The following is an 18,190-nucleotide window of genomic DNA, read 5'->3' as shown; positions in this document are numbered from 1 at the left end:
AATACATAAAAAAACCACGATTCTGCATCGTGGTTTTAATAATATTTTGAAAAAATTGATTATTCTCTGTTTTTAACTAAGATCCAACCTGAGAATTTGATCGGAGTTTTGTTTTTAGATTCATTCCAGCTGATATTGAACCAGTAATTTCCTGTAGAAACTTTTTTGGTTTTATTGATGGTTCCATCCCATTTATATCCAGTGTCTTTGTTTCCTTCAAAAATCTTAATTCCATATCTGTCAAAGATTCCTAAAACTAAATTAGGTTTATTGGCAAGAGCAGAATAATCTAAGATATCATTTACTCCGTCACCGTTTGGTGTAATTACATTCACAATATTCGGAACGGTAATCGTAACCTCTATCGGTGTACAGTCAAAACTGTCTTTTACATAAACCGTTGTGTCACCTCTCGGAAGATCAGTAAAGACATTAGAATCCTGCCAGTTGATATTGTCTGTTGAATATCTGTAAGGTGCGGTACCTCCTACAACAAATACGGTAATGTCATTGTTGGTAATATCAATATTAGAAATCACAGGCTGCTGCGTAGGATATACTTTTACAGTTTGTCTTGTGATACAGTCTCCTGTTTTTAGGTCTACCCAATATGTGCCAACACTTACATCAGAAATTGTTTGAGTAGTTGCACCTGTGCTCCAGGTATAACCGCTAAATCCAGGACCTGCGTCTAATGTTGTTCTGTTTTCTATACAGATTTCTTTATCAACTAGAACCGCAGATTTCACTGGAGGCAATACAACTAACGTAATCATTGCAACTCTGTAGCAGCCATTGGCATTGCTTACTCTGACGTATACAACACCATTTGGTGCAATATAGTTGGCTGGAGTTAAAATCTCATTCGTCTGATTATTCGCATCCGTCAATGAAGGATAATATTTTTTTGTAACCCCAAGCTGAGTGGTAACGCTTGCATTGGTAAGATTAAATTCTCCTGTTGCAATATTGCTTTCAAGGTAACAGGTTCTTAAGGTTGCATCATTTACAATAGGGCTCTCAGAGATGGTAAGCGTTAATGTGATCTGCTCGCAATCTACAAACTCAGGATCATTTCCGCAGAATTTGTAGGTGATGGTATCTGTACCTGCAAATCCGAAATTCGGAACATATCCGATTACACCTGTCGTAGGATTAATGATTGCAGTACCATTGGTAGGCGGAGTAATAATCTGTACGGTACTTGGAACAAAAGTCTGTGTAGATGAAGTAAATGCAGGAACAATGTTTAAATATCCTTCACATACTGTTTTAGCAGCAGTTGTCTGCTGTAGACAAGTAAATACTTTATATACAGGAGTAATTGCTGGCGGACAAGAACCTACTGTGATTCTTACCGTGTAATTTCCTGATATTACCGGCGTAAATGAGTTGCTATTGGCTCCCGGAATCGGAATGTCATTTCTAAACCATTGATAAGTATCATAGCTGTCATCAACTTCCAAAACCAATCCCGGAATACAGTCTCCTGTTTGTTTTGCAATAAGCGGAATAGAAGAGAAGCCTGCAAAGTATCCTCCATATCCTGAAGTACTGTATCCACCATTGATACCTGCGGTAACAGCTTTATTTGAAACTATTGTTAAATTACCCGTAACGCCTTCTAATGCATAAGTTACCCAGTTGGTATTTCCTGTTACCGGATAGGGTCCTTGTGCCGCAGTAGGAGCGACGTTGTTAACTGTAACGGTAGCTCCCGCTTCTGTTAAAATATTTAATTTAATGATTGTACCAGAAGGCATTACACTAGCTCCACCGGTACCAGTAGGCATTTCGTTGATTTTCCCTATCTCATCAATTTTTCTTGGCAAGAAACAGTTTAGTGGAGGTATATAATTGAATCCGCATGTTGCATTACTTCCATTTACAGACACCAATTGATATAAATACACGTTTTTGGAAGTACTTACAAACATATTTCTGTGAGTGCCTCCCTGTAAGATGTAATCGCTCCCTGAAATTCTATACCATTGTCCTGCGTTAAGAGTTGCTGCAGGTGTAGCAGAACCATTCAGGAAAACCTGTGTGTTGTTTTCTGTTGCAACGACAATTCCTCCTTCAATATCAGAAGCATTAGGAGATCTGCTCTTAACCATTGCAAAGGTATTGCCGAGTCTTTCTACAGGAACAGACTGATCTAAAATAATATCAGCACCCTGGCTGCTTGCGGCTCCAAAATTCCCAAGTACATTGCCATTGGTTAAAGTTATTGGTTTATCTGCAACAATTTTAGCTCCTATAAAACTCTGCATGTTTGCAGCCGGACTTCCCGACCCTGCAAATATGAAAGATTGACCCTTGTTTAGAGTAAAAGTATGCGTATTGGTTGTTGGTGTTGCTCCGTAAAAAGCTACGGAAATAGTATTGCTCCATGTAGCGGTTACGGTCGTGTTGTTTTCTGTCGCTAAAACTCCTGCTGTAAAGTTGTTTCCTGTACTTGTAAAAGGAGATGGAGTGTTGGCAACGAAAAATTCTTTACCAATTCCGGCCTTACCTTTACTCGTGAGGATTTCGGCGTGCGTTGTACTGCTTACAATTCTTAGAGTACAGTAAAAAGGTTTTTCACCATTCAGGTATAATCCTTTGTTAATAACGGTGAAGCCTTCTGAAGTACTTGTTGCAGAAATATTTGCAGCAGATACAATGTAAGTTTGCGGGCTACCTTTACTGATCGTCACTGTTCCCAATGCAATGTTATTGCTGTAAACGGTTACTACAAAAGGAGTTACCGAATCTGTAGATAAGTAAAGGGATTGTGTGACACTGGAGGAAGCGTAAAAAGGAGCTATCCAATGCTCTGTGTCTCTTTGAGCAGAAACATTGATGCCCGTAATCATTAGTAGAAAAATGAGTAGAAATTGTTTCATAAGCTTAGAATTAGGATTTTTACAAAAATAATGTAAAAAACGATATGTTTTCAGAATTTTTTCTAAATATTCTTATTAATGTTTAAAAAATAAGCCACAACGAAGAGTTGCGGCTTATTTTTTATAATAATTAAATGTATTTTATTCTCGGTTTTTTACGAGGATCCATCCTGTATATTTTACAGGGGTTTTTTGCGAATTTGGTTCAGTCCAGTTGATGTGATACCAATAAGTTCCGGTAAGAATTCCTTTTCCTGCAAATTTTCCGTCCCATTTGTAGTTATTTAGCTTATCACCGGTAAATAATTTGTTTCCGTATCTGTCATAGATTACAAATGTAAGGTTTCCTTTATAGGCTAATTCGCTGTAATCCAATACATCATTTACATTATCTCCGTTAGGGGTAATTGCATTGACCAGGTTAGGCACTGTCATTTCTACAGATATAGGAGTACAATCAAGAGCATCTTTCACGTAGAATGTGTGTTGACCTCTTGAAAGATTGGTAAATACATTAGAATCCTGCCATGTTGTAGGTGCATCAATTGCATATTTGTACGGTGCAGTTCCGCCTTCTACAATTACTGTTGCAGTATTATTTGATATTTCAATAGATGTTATAACAGGTTCATTTGCTTTTTTGACACTTACAGACTGTTTGATAAAACATCCTTCATTCTGAAGAATTACCCAATAGTTACCTACAGGAACTCCCTGAATAGACTGAGTCGTTGCGCCATTGCTCCATTCATAAGACTGATATCCTGGTCCTGCATCTAAAGTCGTTCTGTCATCAATACAGATCAATTTATCTTTTAAAACTGTTGACCTCTTTGGAGGAGTTACTTTCAGATTGATTTTAGCAATTGCATAACATCCGTTTGAGTTAAACACTCTAGCATAAACAAAACCGTTACTTGAGATATATACCGTAGGAGTAGGGCTCATAATTTCGTTAGTTCCGTTACTTGCATCTGTGAAAGTTGGATAGTATTTTTTAGTAACCGGAGTTTCATTCGTAATTACTGCTGTAGTAAGATCAAAAGCTCCCTTAGTTTCATTGTTTTCGATAAAACAAACTGTCAATGTTGCCTCGTTCACTACAGGAGTAGGGTAGAAGTCTAAGGTGATTTTTGCAGTACCTACACAACCTTCAGAAGTGGTAACTCTTACATATACAGATCCTGCTCCAGAGAAGTAATTTGTAGGGTTGCTGATTTGATTTGTATTTGCATTAAGATCAGCTAAAGTCGGATAGAATTTTTTAGTTGTCGGTACTGAATTATCTGTGACATTAGCAGTCGTAAGATCAAAATATCCATTTCCTGCATATTGACATGCCTTGATCGTTCTGTCTGTCAATACAAATGGTACTAAGTTTAAATTTAAAGTAATTTGCTCGCAATCAATAAATTCTGGAGCGTTACCACAAAATTTATAAACAATTACATCTGGTCCCAAATATCCTGGTTGAGGAATGTAGGTGATCACTCCAGTTGAAGGATTTATAGTTGCTGTACCGTGTGTCGGCTGAGTAATGATTGTAACAGTACTTCCTAAAGGTGACTGGGTAGAATTTGTGAAAGTAGGTGTGATTACTTTGGTTCCACAAATATAGACTGATTGAGTAGTTTGCGTTAAACAAGTGAAAACTTTAAATACAGGCGTTGTAAGAGGGATACAACTTCCAACTCCGACTATTACGGTATAATCGCCAGCTGCCACCGGCGTATAGATATTTGATGTTGCACCAGGAATTGCTACTCCGTTCAAATACCATTGATAAGTTTCATAACTGTCATCAACCTCAAGAACAATGCCGGGAACACAGTCACCAGACTGTTTAGCAATTACAGGAATTGATGAGAAACCTGCAAAATATCCGCCATAGCCATAAACTCCGCTACCTCCAATAATTCCAGCTGTAACAGCTTTAGTAGATTGAATTGTTAGGTTTCCGGTTACTGCAGGTACGGTATATGAAACCCAGTTTGTAGTACCTGTTACTGGGAATGGTCCTTGTGAAGCTGGAAGAGGAAGCGTGTTTACAAGAACAGTTGCGCCTGCTTCAGTTAATATATTTAATTTTACGTCAGGAGTAATTCCAGGCATTTCTCCAATCTTTCCTATTTCGTCAATTTTTCTGGGTAAGAAGCAGTTTAACGGAGGTACATAATTATAACCAAGCGTTGCGCTATTTGTAGGAACACCGGCAAGTAATTGATATACATACACATTTTTACTTGTTTTTATATGCATATTGTAATGACCACTTGCAAGCTGGTTGATCCACATATCATCATTAATACGATAGCTCTGTCCTTCATTAATAGTGGCAGCTGCTGTTCCGGAACCATTAATGAAAATCTGAGTGTTATCCTGCGTTGCAATGATTAACGCTCCTTCCATCCCTTGTCCTATATTTCCATTTCCTTTTACTAAAACGAATTCATCTCCAAGTCTGTTAACAGGAACTGACTGATCCATAACTATATCTGAACCACCAAAGCTTGTTGCAATGGCAAACTGACCGTTCATATTTCCGTTCGTTACTGAAATCGGCTTATTCGAAACTATTTTAGCTCCTATAAAGCCTGTACTATTTGTTGCATTACTTCCCGAACCTTCAATGATGTAAGATTGACCTTTATTTAAGGTAAACGTTAATGTTGCTGGTGTTGGTGTTGGTCCGGAAAAAACAACAGTTGGGCTATAGCCCGAAACGGTAACAGTCGTAGCGTTTTCTGTAGCCATAATGCCGGTTGTAAAATTATATATGCTGCTGGTTTGTGTTAATGGCACATTAGCTGCATAAAATAATGTACCAATACCAGCTTTTCCTTTAGAAGTAATGATTTCGGCATGACTTGCTACTGAAAATCTTAAAGTTACATAAAATGGTTTAGTACCTTTCATGTACAAACCCATGGGTTTAGCGGTAAAACAGTCAGATGCTGAAGTAGTGATAATCTGAGATCTTTCTGTAATAGGAAAAGTTTGCGGACTACCTTTACTTACGTTTACAGTTCCAATTACAATATTATTATTGTAAATATCAACAGGAAAAGGTGTTACAGAATCTGTAGAAAAGTAAAGCACTTGTTGACCGGTTGATGAAGCTCTGTCCATCATGGGGGCAATCCAGTGTTCTGTATCTCTTTGTGCAAAGAGGGAACTGAACGTCGTAAAAACTAATATAAAACTTAGTAGAAATCTTTTCATAATTATGGAATTAGGATTTCTACAAAATTAGAATAATATTTAATATATTGTTAATAAATGCTAAAGAAAATTTAAAATTTATTCTCTATTCTTAATTAATAGCCATCCGGAATACGAAACTGGTAATTTTGTGTCTGGTTCTGTCCATTTCAAAATATACCAATAAGTTCCGGTTGAGAGGGTTCTTCCGCTGACTTTTCCGTCCCAGATATAATTTTTATCTGAAGATTTATAAACAGGTGATCCATAGCGGTCTACAACTTCAATGCTTACATTTTGTTTTAATCTGAGCTCAGAATAGTTTAAAGCATCATTATGCCCATCACCATTTGGAGTGATTGCATTCACAAGATTGAGAATCAGGAATTCTTTTATTACTGGTCGACAACCATCTGCTCCCAAAACATAAGCCGTATGTGGTCCTCTTGTAAGCCCGCTGAATATGTTTGATGACTGGTAATCAATTCCGTTTAAAGAATATTGGTAGGGAGCTGTTCCTCCTGTAACATTTATCGTAGCATTTGATCCTGTTACCTGAATGCTTGTAATGACGGGTGATTGAGCAGTTGTCACGGTTACCTGTTGTCTGTAAATACAACCGTTAAACCCTAAATCAACAAAATATATTCCTGCACCAACTGTGATTGAAGGTGTTGTGGCACCGGTGCTCCACAGATAAGAAGTAAATCCGGCTCCTGCATTCAAGGTTGCCTTTTCATCAGAACATACAACCTGATCTCTTAAAGTATCTGATTTTTTTCCTGATTTTAAGGTGATAGTGAGCGTTCCGGTATTCGGACAGGCGTTACTGCTTGTGAATCTTATGAAAAATGTTCCGGTATTTGTAATTACCTGTTGTGCGGGAATTGCATTTGTTCCGGCTTGTGCATTGGCTAAAGTCGTATGAAAGGTTAAAGTAACTGCAGGATCTGTTGTAAACTGATTTTTATAGTCATTAAGATTCACATTTTCAGAACCATTGAGATCATTATCGCAAACTTGTGTGTTTACTGTATTTGTGATCAGAGTCACTTTATTGCCGATTGTAAAGTTGATCTGTCCGAAAGCAGGAGGACAATTGGTGTTGTTTTCTACTCTTACGTAAACTGTCGTATTGGCAGTATAAGTCCAGTTTACGGGTAAAGTATTGTTGTTCCCGGCGTTTGCATCGGTTTGATTTAAATAATATTTAACTGTGAAATTGGCAGAGTTTGTTACAATCTGAGGCGTTACAGTACTGAAATTGACAGATATAATTCCATCAAAATTATCATCACAGATATTTGCATTAAAATTAGCAGTATTGATATTAGGAACTGCATTTACTTTTATAGCCAAAGTTCCTGTGTTAAAACATTGAGTGCTATTGACAAATCTTAAATAATAAGTTCCTGTTATACCATTATTTATTGTTTGCGTTACTGCAATAGCGTTTGTTCCTGCCTGTGCATCAGCCAATGTATTGTGGAAGGTTACAGTTGTTGCAGGATCTGTTGTAAATAGATTTTTATAGGTATTTAAATTCACGGTTTCAGATCCGGTCATATCTGTATCGCAAATTTCTGTTGTGTAGGTAGATATAAGTAAAGGAACTTTGTTTTTAAGTTTAAAATCAATTTGTCCGAAAGCCGGAGGACACCCGTTTGTACTTTCGACTCTTACATAAACAGTGGTGTTGGAAGTATAGCTCCAGTTGACGGGTAAAGTATTATTGTTTCCTGCGTTTGCATCCGCTTGACTTAAATAATATTTAACTGTGAAACTTGCCGGGTTAGCAACGATTTGTGGTGTAACGGCAGCAAAATTTATATTGATAATTCCATCATTGTCATCATCACAAATATCTGCATTATAGGTGGTTGTGTTAATGTTTGGAGCAGAATTTACTGTTAAATTGATCTGTGCAGTTTTTGAACATCCGAAAGATGAAGTTACCTTAACATAAACAATTCCCCCGTTTGAAACATAAGAAGCAGGAGTAATTTGTGTGGTTAAAGCTGCATCCGAAAAATAAGTTGCCGTAGTTCCGGAATCAGGCGTCACTACCGCTGTGGTTAAATTAAAAGTTCCGTTGGTTCCGCTGTTTGTACATACGCTCAATGAAGTGTTGTTTACCTGTAGAACGTCAATATTGAGAATGACTTTAAAATATTCAAAAGCAGCAGGAGTTCCGTTACCTTCAATGTAATAAGTGAATGAATCGGTTGTATCATTAGTCAAACCCGGGTTTGGAGTATAAGTAATCTGACCGTTTGCAGGATTTACAGTTGCAGTTCCTGATGTTGGCTGTACAACAACATTTGTATGAATTGGTGCAATTACCTGTGTAGAATTTGTAAATGCCGGAACAATTGTTTTCGTATTACAAGATCCTATGTTGTAAGTTGTCGTGGAGATTGGTGGACACAATGTGTAGTTGTAAACATTAGTGAGTTTAGACTCGCAGTTGTTTTTTGTGACCAGACAAGTGTAATTTCCTGCACCGTAAGTTTCAGGATTGATAAAATAAGTAGTAGCTCCGGGGATAGGATTCCCGTTAAGGAACCATTGATAACCGTCGTAGGTATTATCTACCTGAAGGATAATTCCGGTCAAACAATCTCCGGTCTTTGAAATTACAGGAACCGATGAAAATCCTGCAAAATATCCGCCATAACCAACTGCGCCACTTCCTCCGATGATTCCTGCGGTTACAGATTTTGTGGAGTTTACGGTAATATTCCCTGTGATATTCGGAACAGAATATGATACCCAGTTTGCATTTCCTGTAACAGCATAAGGTCCGTTTCCTGCTGCGATAGGGTTTCCATTAATGGTAACAGTTGCTCCGGTTTGAGTGATGATATTTAGTTTTGTGTTGTAAGCCTGAGATCCTATATTGTTGATAAAGCCAATCTCATCAACTTTATTAGGTAAAAAACAGCTTAAAGGCGGTATGTAATTAAATCCTCCTGTTGCGTAGATTGTTCCGGTTGATACACCCGCCAACAATTGATAAACATACATGTTTTTCGTAGAGGAAATTCCCATATTGAAATTATTATTTCCCTGATTGACATAATAACTCCCCGGAATCATGAAATATTGCCCTGCATTAAGGGTGACTCCGGCTGGTGCACCATTTATATTAAAAGTCGTATTGTTTTCTGTGGCAATTACCAGAATTGTCTCCATGCCCGAAGTTGCGGGACCATTTCCTTTTACTACAACAAAATCTTTACCCAATCTGTCGACAGGAACTGCCTGATCCATCAGAATATCATTGTTGGTGAAATTCTGATTGGTATAAATTGCATTAAAATTTCCGTTGGTTACCGAAATAGGTTTTGTCGCAACAATTTTTGCTCCCACCAATCCGGTGAAATTTTCAGGACCATCGATACTTACAGCATCTAAAATATAAGATTGTCCTCTATTAAGTGTAAACGTTCTTGTAGGAGATGAAATTCCGTCTGCGAAAACGACAGCAGGATTATAGCCAGAAACAACCACCGTTGTATTGTCTTCTGTTGCGGTAACTCCTATTGTAGAGTTGATATAATATTCTCCGGCAGTAAGAGGAGCCATTGCTGCATAAAAAGTGGTTCCTAATCCGGCTAAACCTTTTGAGGTTATAATTTCGGCATGATTGGTTACTGAAAATCTATAGTTTGCAAAGAATTTTTTAGGACCTTTCACATACATTCCCATCGGAACCGGGGTAAAGAGATCTCCCGAATTGGTTGCCAATAAAAAATTTTGCGGAATACTTACCTGTACAGGATTTCCTTTGCTTACCGTTACTGTGTTGTAAAGTGTATTGTTGTTGTAAATCTGGACAGAGAATGGAGTGGTTTCGTTCGTCGACAGATAAAGAAAACTCTGAAGACCTGAAGTTCCTGCTCTTGCCGACATTGGGGCAAACCAATGATCAGTATCCAATTGAGCATTTACCAATAAACAAAGAAATGTACAAATACTTAGTAAAAATTTTTTCATGCCGGATTTAAAAGGGCGACAAATTTAAGTATTAATAATCAAAATATTATATTAATTTTTTAACATATTTTAATGTTTTTTCAAAATGTGAATTTTTTAAAGTAAACTTCATAATTTGTTAATGTTTACAATTTGCATGAAGCAAAAATCCCGATGAAAAATTCACCGGGATTGTATATTTGTTTGAAAGGATGATTAAGCTAAGCTTACTCTTACAAATCCTGTAACTTTCAAGTCTGCGTTTACAGATTTTACGTAATCAGCAACAGAAATAGAACTGTCTTTGATGAAATCCTGGTGTACCAAAGTATTGTCTTTGTAGAATCTCTGCATTTTACCTTTCAGGATATTGTCGATAATATTTGCAGGCTTACCTTCTTCAGTAAGTTTGTGTCTTTCGATTTCCAATTCTTTATCGATAGTTTCCTGAGAAACTTTAGTTTCGTCAAGAGCGATAGGGTTCATTGCAGCAGCCTGCATAGAAACAGCTTTAGCAACTTCGTCAGCACCGTCTACTTTTGCAGAAAGTGAAGTGATTGCAGCAATTTTGTTTCCAGCGTGGATGTAAGCTCCCAGGAAAGGTCCTGTGATTCTTTCGAATGCACCGATCTCGATTTTCTCACCGATAACTCCAGTTTGCTCGATTAATTTCTCAGCAACAGTCATTCCGTGGAAATCTGTAGCCAATAATTCTTCTTTAGTAGCAGCGAAAATAGCCATTTCAGCAATTTCGTAAGCTAACTCGATGAACGCTTCGTTTTTAGCAACAAAGTCAGTCTCACAGTTTAAAGAAATGATAGTACCTAAAGTGTTATCTTCATTTACTCTAGCGATTACAGCACCTTCAGAAGATTCTCTGTCAGCTCTGTTTGCAGCTACTTTCTGTCCTTTTTTTCTAAGGATATCTACTGCTTTTTCGAAGTCTCCTTCTGCTTCAACTAAAGCTTTCTTGCAGTCCATCATACCTGCACCTGTTTGGTTTCTCAATTTTGCTACGTCTGCAGCAGCTGGTGAATAAGACATAATATTTATTATTTTTTTATTTAAAATTATGATTAACTTTAATAGTTTATTTTAAAGATGTGCAAAGATAATGATTTTAATGATAAACTAAAAAATGACTTTTCACGTTATAGTATTATTTAATAAATTTTTAAAGGTTTTTACTACATGAAGAAATTATTTCTAATCTTATTCCTCTCTATATTCTGTCTGGGCTTCTCTCAAAAAAAGAAAAAAGCCAAAACCAAAGTGGTTGCCGAGAAAGAAACGGTCATTATATATACAGAAACTGAAGCTGAAACTTCTAACGAGCCAAGAATCATCGCAGGATTTCTGAAACAGAATCCGGGTCATGCACGCACAGATTTTTTTAAGAAAAGACTGATCACCATTATTATGGCAGATAATTCTCCTGAAGCCAAACCAACAATCAAGCCATTAAGTAAAGATAAAATTGAAAAGATTGTTAGCAACAGTGAGCTTAATAAAGGAAAAGAGATGGCAGCCAATACAGGAAGTGCTGCCAAACCCGAAAGAAATGTGAGCTATGCAAGCTTGGGAAGCACAAGCAAGAAAGCCGAGCCAAGTGATAAAGCAAAGAAAACAGCTAATATGCTTACTCATATTTTCAATCATGATCCCAGTGATAAAGAAGCCTACATTAGTATCAAAAATAAATCAAACTGCCGGTTGATTGTAAAAATAAGCGGCAAAAAATACTATAACATTGATGTTCCTGCCAAAGGGCAGAATTTTATTCTCATAGAAAAGGGAGAGTATGTTTTGACCACAATGGTATGTGATGCCAAATATTCTTCGCTGAAAAAAATTCACAGAGATATTGAGATCCAGCTGGATGTGGCAGAGTAAAAATATAAATGATTTCCAATATTTAATATTCGATTCACTCGCAAAGTTTGTCATTCCGGAGGAATCTCTACAAAATTTGCTTAGATTCCTCCGGAATGACAAACTAAGTGGGTAATAATAAAAAATAAATAAAACATAGAAACATAGATTTAATAGGAGAAGCCTTGCAAATTTGCAAGGCTTCTCCTATTATTAACTTTAAAAATTAATTTATTAAAAATTATTATTTTATCCTTTAAATTGCCCCATCGCAATAAATTTATCTTGTCTTTGGGTTTCCAGTTCTTTGCCTGTGAATTTTGAGAAGGCTTTGATGTTTTGCAAAATCGAAGTCTTTAAATTCAAGTAAGTAGTTTCTGGATCGTAATGAGCTCCACCAAGTGGTTCTTCAATGATTCCGTCGATGAACTTTTCTCTTAAAGCATCTTTTGGGGTCAGATTCAATGCATTGGCAGCATCTTCTTTGTGATCCCAGTTTCTCCATAAGATTGAAGAACAGCTTTCCGGTGCAATTACAGTGTACCAAGTGTTTTCTAGCATATATACTTTGTTACCAACACCAATTCCTAAAGCTCCGCCACTCGCTCCTTCACCGATAATGTAAGTGAAAATAGGAGTTTTAAGCATCGTCATTTCAAAAATATTTCTTGCAATGGCTTCACCTTGTCCTCTTTCTTCAGCTTCCAATCCAGGGTAAGCTCCCGGTGTGTCTACTAAAGTGATCACAGGAATTTTGAACTTTTCGGCTAATTTCATTAGCCTTAAAGCTTTTCTGTATCCTTCAGGATTCGGCATTCCGAATCTTCTGTGCTGTCTTTCTTTGGTCGTTCTCCCTTTCTGGGTGCCGATAATCATGATTTTCTGACCGTCTAAAGTAGCTAAACCTCCGATCATCGCAGGATCATCTGCAAAGTTTCTGTCACCGTGAAGTTCCAGAAAGCTTCCTTTGTCTACCATTCCTTTGATATAGTCGATAGTATAAGGGCGATCCGGATGACGCGATAACTGTACTCTTTGCCAAGGTGTAAGATTTCCATAGATTTCTTTTTTCTTATCTATAATCTTATCCTCGATCTGACTGCATGCTAATTTTACATCAACACCACTTTCTTCTCCTACCAATGAACAGGTTTGATACTGATCCATCAGTTCTTTTATAGGAAGTTCGAAACTTAAATATTCCATTCTTGAAGTAAATTAAATCTTTCAAATTTATGAAAAATTATGCAACTCTATTTAAAATTATTTACAGCATTGTTTATTCTGGCTGTACTTTCTTCTTTACCAACGAGTTCCAAAATATCCGGAACGTCCGGACCTTTCAATTCCCCAACTAAGGCTAAACGCAACGGCATCATCACTTTTCCCATTCCTACACCTTTGTTTTCTGCAAAATCGTGTAAGTTTTGCTTGATATTTTCTGATGTGAATGCTTCGAGTCCGCTCAGCATGACAGAAAATTCAGTTAAAAGGTCTGAGGTTTCATCGTTCCATGCCTTTTTAGACGCTTTTTCATCGTAAGAAGTCGGAGCTTCAAAAAAGAATTTTCCGTTTTCGTAGATGTCTTTCGGGAAAGTGGCTCTTTCTTTCATCAGATGAATGATCTTCAATAATTTTTCGTCCGAAGTATTTAAATTTAAATCTGAATTTTTTAAAATTTCAAGCAATTCTTCATCCGATTTCAATTGAATATACTGATGATTAAACCACTCAGATTTTTCTTTACTGAATCTTGCACCGGCTTTGTGAACTTTATTTAAATCAAATTCTTTTGCCATTTCTTCCAAGGTCAAAATTTCTTTATCATCAGCAGGAGACCAGCCTAAAAGTGCAACCATGTTGATAAATGCTTCAGGAAGATAGCCGTTTTCTCTGTAACCTTGAGAAACATTTCCAGTTGCGGGATCTGTAAAATTTAAAGGAAATACAGGAAATCCGAATTTGTCGCCGTCTCTTTTGCTTAATTTTCCCGAAAGACCCTTCTTCAAAAATTGTTTTAAAGAGGCAGTTACTTCATTGTCTTTCTCATTTTCATTCAACATAGATTTAAATCTCGGACTTTTCACTTCTGAAAAGAATGATTTGATAATTGCAGCTGATTCGTCAAAAGAAAACTGGCTGTTTTTTGTTACAAATTCTTCTGTAAAAGATTTTGTGATGCTGTCAATATTATCTTTATTGATTAACGTTGAAACGTCAGGTTTTAAAATCAAAGAAAGGTGAGCAAACTCAGGAGCTTTCCAACCCATTGCTTCATATAATAAAGTATGTAAACCTAAAGAAGGCAACCATTCTTCACCGCGAATGACGTGGGAAATTTCCATTTCGTGATCATCGATGATGTTGGCGAAATGATAGGTTGGCATTCCGTCATTTTTCACTAAAACTTTATCGTCTAAAGTATTGGTATTCACTGCAGAATTTCCGCGGATAATGTCTACTAAACCTAAAGTTCTGTCAACAGGCATTTTGAATCGTACAACATAGGGGGTTTTTGCATCCAAAAGCTTTTGAACTTCTTCTTCAGAAAGTGCAATGCTGTTTTTTAAACGGTTTCTGGTCTTGTTGTCGTAAGAGAAAACTTCTCCATTGGCTTCAAATTCAGCACGAATGGCGTCCAGTTCTTCAGCAGTATCAAAAGCAATGTAAGCATAATCTGTTTTTAAGATCTGCTCGGTGTATCTGTCGTAAATGTCTCTTCTTTCTGATTGTCTGTAAGGTGCAAATTTTCCGCCTTTTTTGGGGCTTTCATCGGGGATAATTCCGCACCATTCAAGAGCTTCTTCAATATAATCTTCGGCTCCTTCTACGTATCTTGCGGTATCGGTATCTTCAATTCTCAATACAAATTCACCGCCCTGATTTTTTGCAAAAAGATAATCATACAATGCAGTTCTTACACCTCCCAAATGCAAAGGTCCTGTAGGACTTGGTGCAAAACGGACTCTTACTTTATTCATTTCTTTGAAATTAAGGTGCAAATTTAAGCATTTCAAAAAAGTTTATCAGTAAAAGAAAGCCTTTTTTATAAAAAACTATTTGATGTTTTTTAGTAAAATATAATTTTTGTATTCGCCGATTCTTATTTTAAGTAAATCTTCTAAAGGTTGTACCAATTTATCTTTTTTGTCCCAAACTGCCTGAGATTTATCGTGCTCGAAAACAAAATCGTGATTGGCAATTGCCTGCGTCATTACTTTTGGATGTGTTCCTAAAAATTTTCCAACTCTGTCGACTGTATGATAATTGTATTCTTCTTTCGGTGTTTCAACCAATTTTTCATCTTTATGACCGTAGTAATATTCAAAATTATTGGCTTTGAGCATCATTTTTTTTCTTGATCTCACAGAATTATAGTGGTAAATCGGAGCGTCAAGACGCAAAACTTTTAATTTTTCTCCTCTTTCACTGCCATTTAAATAGCCTTCATTAGATTTAAACTTTCTAAAACCTTGTGAATCGATGTAAGATCTGATCTCAGGATTATTTTTAAAAATTCTGATCTCGTTTTTATGTACTGCTCTACTGTTTCTGATGTGATTGTAATCTCCCCAAAAGTGAAGAAATGGCTGTAAAAAGCCTTCGACAACAGGATTGTCATTGTATTTTTTAATATTTTCAAGAATTTTGGGCAAATCATTTTCATGAATAACTTCGTCTGCCTGAATATGAAAAACCCAGTCACCAGTTACATGCTCTAAGCCAATATTGGATTGTTGGGCAAAAATTTTACCGTGCTGCTTCAGATTGTCATCCCAAATGGTATCAACGATTCTAATTTTAGGACTGTTTAAATTTTCAATAGCTTCTCGGGTTCCGTCTGTGGAATCTCCTACAACTGCGATAAATTCATCACAAACAGGTAAAACCGATTGAATGGATTCTAAAAAAGGAACACCATACTGGAAGCCATTTCGTACATATCCGTAGCCGCTAATTTTCATTTTATTAATTTTATGCAAAATTCTTATTTTTTTTTAAATAATACGAGATTTATAATTTAAGTTTTTACTTTTGTATTTAAAGATTAGAGATAATGTTAGAAATTGGTGAAAGACCTTGGGGGAAATATTTTGTTTTGGCAGATGAACCTCATTATAAATTAAAAAGAATAGAAGTTAATCCGGGTCAGAAATTATCATATCAGTATCATCATAAAAGACAGGAACAATGGACGATTATCGAAGGTGATGCTACAGTTGTGCTTGATGATAAGGAGATTTCTTTGTCTTACGGAGAAAGCATTTTTATTCCTTTGGGTGCAAAGCATAGAATGATGAATCTCTCTGACAAACCTGTTGTATTTATAGAAGTGCAAACCGGAACTTATTTTGGAGAGGATGATATTGTGAGACTGGAGGATGAGTATGACAGGAAGTAAGCAAAAAATTTAATGGAACATGATATTTCTTTCTTAGTTGGACTGAAGAATAATTTAGAATATTCTAAATTTTTTTACGAAAATGTGAGAAAATTATACCCGTTTGTAGAAGTTGTTTTTGTGAGCTATGGAAGTACAGACGGGACCAATGAATGGTTAGATAGTTTACAAGATCCCTTCTTGAAATATTATCATCACAACGAGAGCAAAACATTATCAGATACCTACAACAAAGCGACAGAAATATCGACAAAAAAGTTTGTATGTTTCCTTCACAACGACATGGTTGTCGGTGAAAAATTCCTCAATAATCTATCTGAAAACCTTTCAGAGAATGATATTAATTTTTATAAAGTAATAGAACCGCCAATATTCACAGGAGATTTTCGTGATTGGAAGTTGACAAAGGATTTTGGTGATGATATTCATACATTCGATTTTCAGAAGTTTTTTGATTTTGAAAATGAATATATCTCAGGAATAAACAGCTCTAATACTCCTACAGAACACACTTCGTTTTTTTTATGTGTTAAAAGATCTGTATTATTAGAAATCGGTGGATTAGACAATCTGTTTAACCCGATGTTTTGTGAAGATGATGATCTGATTATCCGGTTAAAATTATTAGGTCTGAAAACCGTTCAGCTACATACTGCTTTGATTTACCATTTTGTAAGTAAAACTTCAAGATTTTCGGATGAATACAAAAGCAAAACAGAAGCAATTGAACACAAATCCCAAAGAAATTTTATCAGAAAGTGGGGAAGTAAAAACAATGCGACAATTCCTATAAAATATGATGTAGGGATCGTTTTGAGAAAAGGAAATATTGATCAACTATATCAATTAGAACCTCTGGCAAAAACTGTTTACGTTGATTTTCTATATGATGATTACATCAAGAATGAACAAACTCAGACAAAGTTTGATTTAAAAGAAAGAATAAAGCCACTCACCAAAATTCAAAATCATGATGTAATGATATTTGTTGACGGCAAAGCTTTTAACGGAAAAACACTGAATTCAATTTTAAATCTTTCTCTTCTTATTAAAGAAAATAAAAAGAGTTATCTTAATCCAAATATTTTCATTAAATCGTTTTTGAAAATCGTAAAACCTTACCGTCCGTTAATATTTTTTAACCAACCGGAAAGAATAGAAAAATCACTCATCTTTAAAAACATGGAAATTTAATGAAACTGCTAAGAAAAATATTGCCGCTGCCAAAAATATCCTATGCAATTACTGTTAATAATGAAGCCGAGGAGATTACGAAGCTTTTGGATGTTTTACTTCCTCTCATTGATAAAAATGATGAGGTAATTGTTTTGCAGGATATTACTAAAAAAGATCAGAAAGTCGCAGATATTTTAGATACCTATGGAGAAAGAATTATCAGAATTGAGGCACGTCTCGATGGTGATTTTGCAACATTTAAAAATAATTTGATCAGCACTGCAACAAAAGATTATTTATTTCAGATAGATGCCGATGAAATTCCAAAAGAATCTTTGATAAAAGAAATAAAATATTATCTGTTTAGAAAAAGGAAGAAAGATGTTTTTATGGTTCCAAGAATAAATATCGTCAACGGAATTACAGATGAGCACGTTAAGCAATGGAACTGGCAGGTGAATGATCAAGGATACATCAACTATCCGGATTATCAACACCGTATTTTTAAGCTTAATAAAGGAATTAAGTGGGAAAATAAAGTACATGAAAAGCTTTGCAATTATGAAAAGATTATAGGTTTGCCGGCTGCTGATTACTCTATGTGCCTTTTTCATATTAAAGAAATAAAAAGGCAGGAGCAGCAAAATGCTTTTTACGATACCATTGTATAAAT

At 36.0% G+C, this 18,190-nt stretch carries 11 protein-coding genes; 4 read left to right on the top strand and 7 right to left on the bottom strand.

Going from position 1 to position 18,190, the window contains the following annotated elements:
• Nucleotides 1–59 precede the first annotated feature (59 nt).
• From K0R77_RS11460 to tsf, 4 genes are all read right to left on the bottom strand, one after another.
• Nucleotides 60–2,888 (bottom strand): gliding motility-associated C-terminal domain-containing protein, encoded by a 2,829-nt coding sequence (locus K0R77_RS11460; RefSeq protein WP_300352333.1) that lies wholly within the window; start codon nt 2,886–2,888, stop codon nt 60–62.
• 141 nt (nt 2,889–3,029) lie between these two features.
• Entirely contained in the window at nt 3,030–6,110 is a 3,081-nt protein-coding gene (locus K0R77_RS11455) for a T9SS type B sorting domain-containing protein (RefSeq protein ID WP_300352331.1), read from the bottom strand.
• A gap of 78 nt (nt 6,111–6,188) precedes the next feature.
• Complete coding sequence (locus tag K0R77_RS11450; RefSeq protein WP_300352329.1) at nt 6,189–10,088, bottom strand: gliding motility-associated C-terminal domain-containing protein; 3,900 nt, start codon at nt 10,086–10,088, stop codon at nt 6,189–6,191.
• Nucleotides 10,089–10,283: 195 nt separating this feature from the next.
• Nucleotides 10,284–11,111, bottom strand: coding sequence for a translation elongation factor Ts (gene tsf / locus K0R77_RS11445; RefSeq protein ID WP_300352328.1), 828 nt, complete (start codon nt 11,109–11,111; stop codon nt 10,284–10,286).
• A 147-nt stretch (nt 11,112–11,258) separates the two neighbouring features.
• Between tsf and K0R77_RS11440 the strand changes: the two genes are divergently transcribed.
• Entirely contained in the window at nt 11,259–11,960 is a 702-nt protein-coding gene (locus K0R77_RS11440; protein ID WP_300352326.1) for a DUF6759 domain-containing protein, read from the top strand.
• Between the two features lie 228 nt (nt 11,961–12,188).
• Here K0R77_RS11440 and K0R77_RS11435 read toward each other — a convergent pair whose 3' ends face one another.
• The 3 genes from K0R77_RS11435 to K0R77_RS11425 form a co-directional block, all read right to left on the bottom strand.
• Nucleotides 12,189–13,145: an acetyl-CoA carboxylase carboxyltransferase subunit alpha gene (locus K0R77_RS11435; RefSeq protein ID WP_300352325.1), complete on the bottom strand. Its 957-nt coding sequence runs from the start codon at nt 13,143–13,145 to the stop codon at nt 12,189–12,191.
• A gap of 47 nt (nt 13,146–13,192) precedes the next feature.
• Nucleotides 13,193–14,920, bottom strand: a complete 1,728-nt coding sequence (gltX, locus tag K0R77_RS11430; RefSeq protein WP_300352323.1) for a glutamate--tRNA ligase — start codon at nt 14,918–14,920, stop codon at nt 13,193–13,195.
• Between the two features lie 75 nt (nt 14,921–14,995).
• Complete coding sequence (locus K0R77_RS11425; protein ID WP_300352321.1) at nt 14,996–15,904, bottom strand: glycosyltransferase; 909 nt, start codon at nt 15,902–15,904, stop codon at nt 14,996–14,998.
• A gap of 92 nt (nt 15,905–15,996) precedes the next feature.
• On the opposite strand from K0R77_RS11425, the gene K0R77_RS11420 reads away from it, so the two are divergent.
• From K0R77_RS11420 to K0R77_RS11410, 3 genes are read left to right on the top strand one after another with little or no spacing between them, the layout of a single operon-like run.
• Nucleotides 15,997–16,341 (top strand): phosphomannose isomerase type II C-terminal cupin domain, encoded by a 345-nt coding sequence (locus tag K0R77_RS11420; protein WP_300352320.1) that lies wholly within the window; start codon nt 15,997–15,999, stop codon nt 16,339–16,341.
• A gap of 12 nt (nt 16,342–16,353) precedes the next feature.
• On the top strand, nt 16,354–17,535 hold the full coding sequence (locus K0R77_RS11415; RefSeq protein ID WP_300352318.1) for a glycosyltransferase: 1,182 nt from the start codon (nt 16,354–16,356) through the stop codon (nt 17,533–17,535).
• The gene (locus K0R77_RS11410) at nt 17,535–18,188 is read left to right on the top strand and encodes a glycosyltransferase (protein ID WP_300352316.1); all 654 of its coding nucleotides are present in this window, start codon (nt 17,535–17,537) and stop codon (nt 18,186–18,188) included. The genes K0R77_RS11415 and K0R77_RS11410 overlap by 1 nt, the downstream gene beginning before the upstream one ends.
• The last annotated feature ends 2 nt before the right edge of the window (nt 18,189–18,190 follow it).

The sequence above is a fragment of the Chryseobacterium sp. genome, from assembly GCF_029240215.1.
GTDB lineage: Bacteria > Bacteroidota > Bacteroidia > Flavobacteriales > Weeksellaceae > Chryseobacterium.
This window is presented reverse-complemented; position numbering and strand designations above follow the sequence as displayed.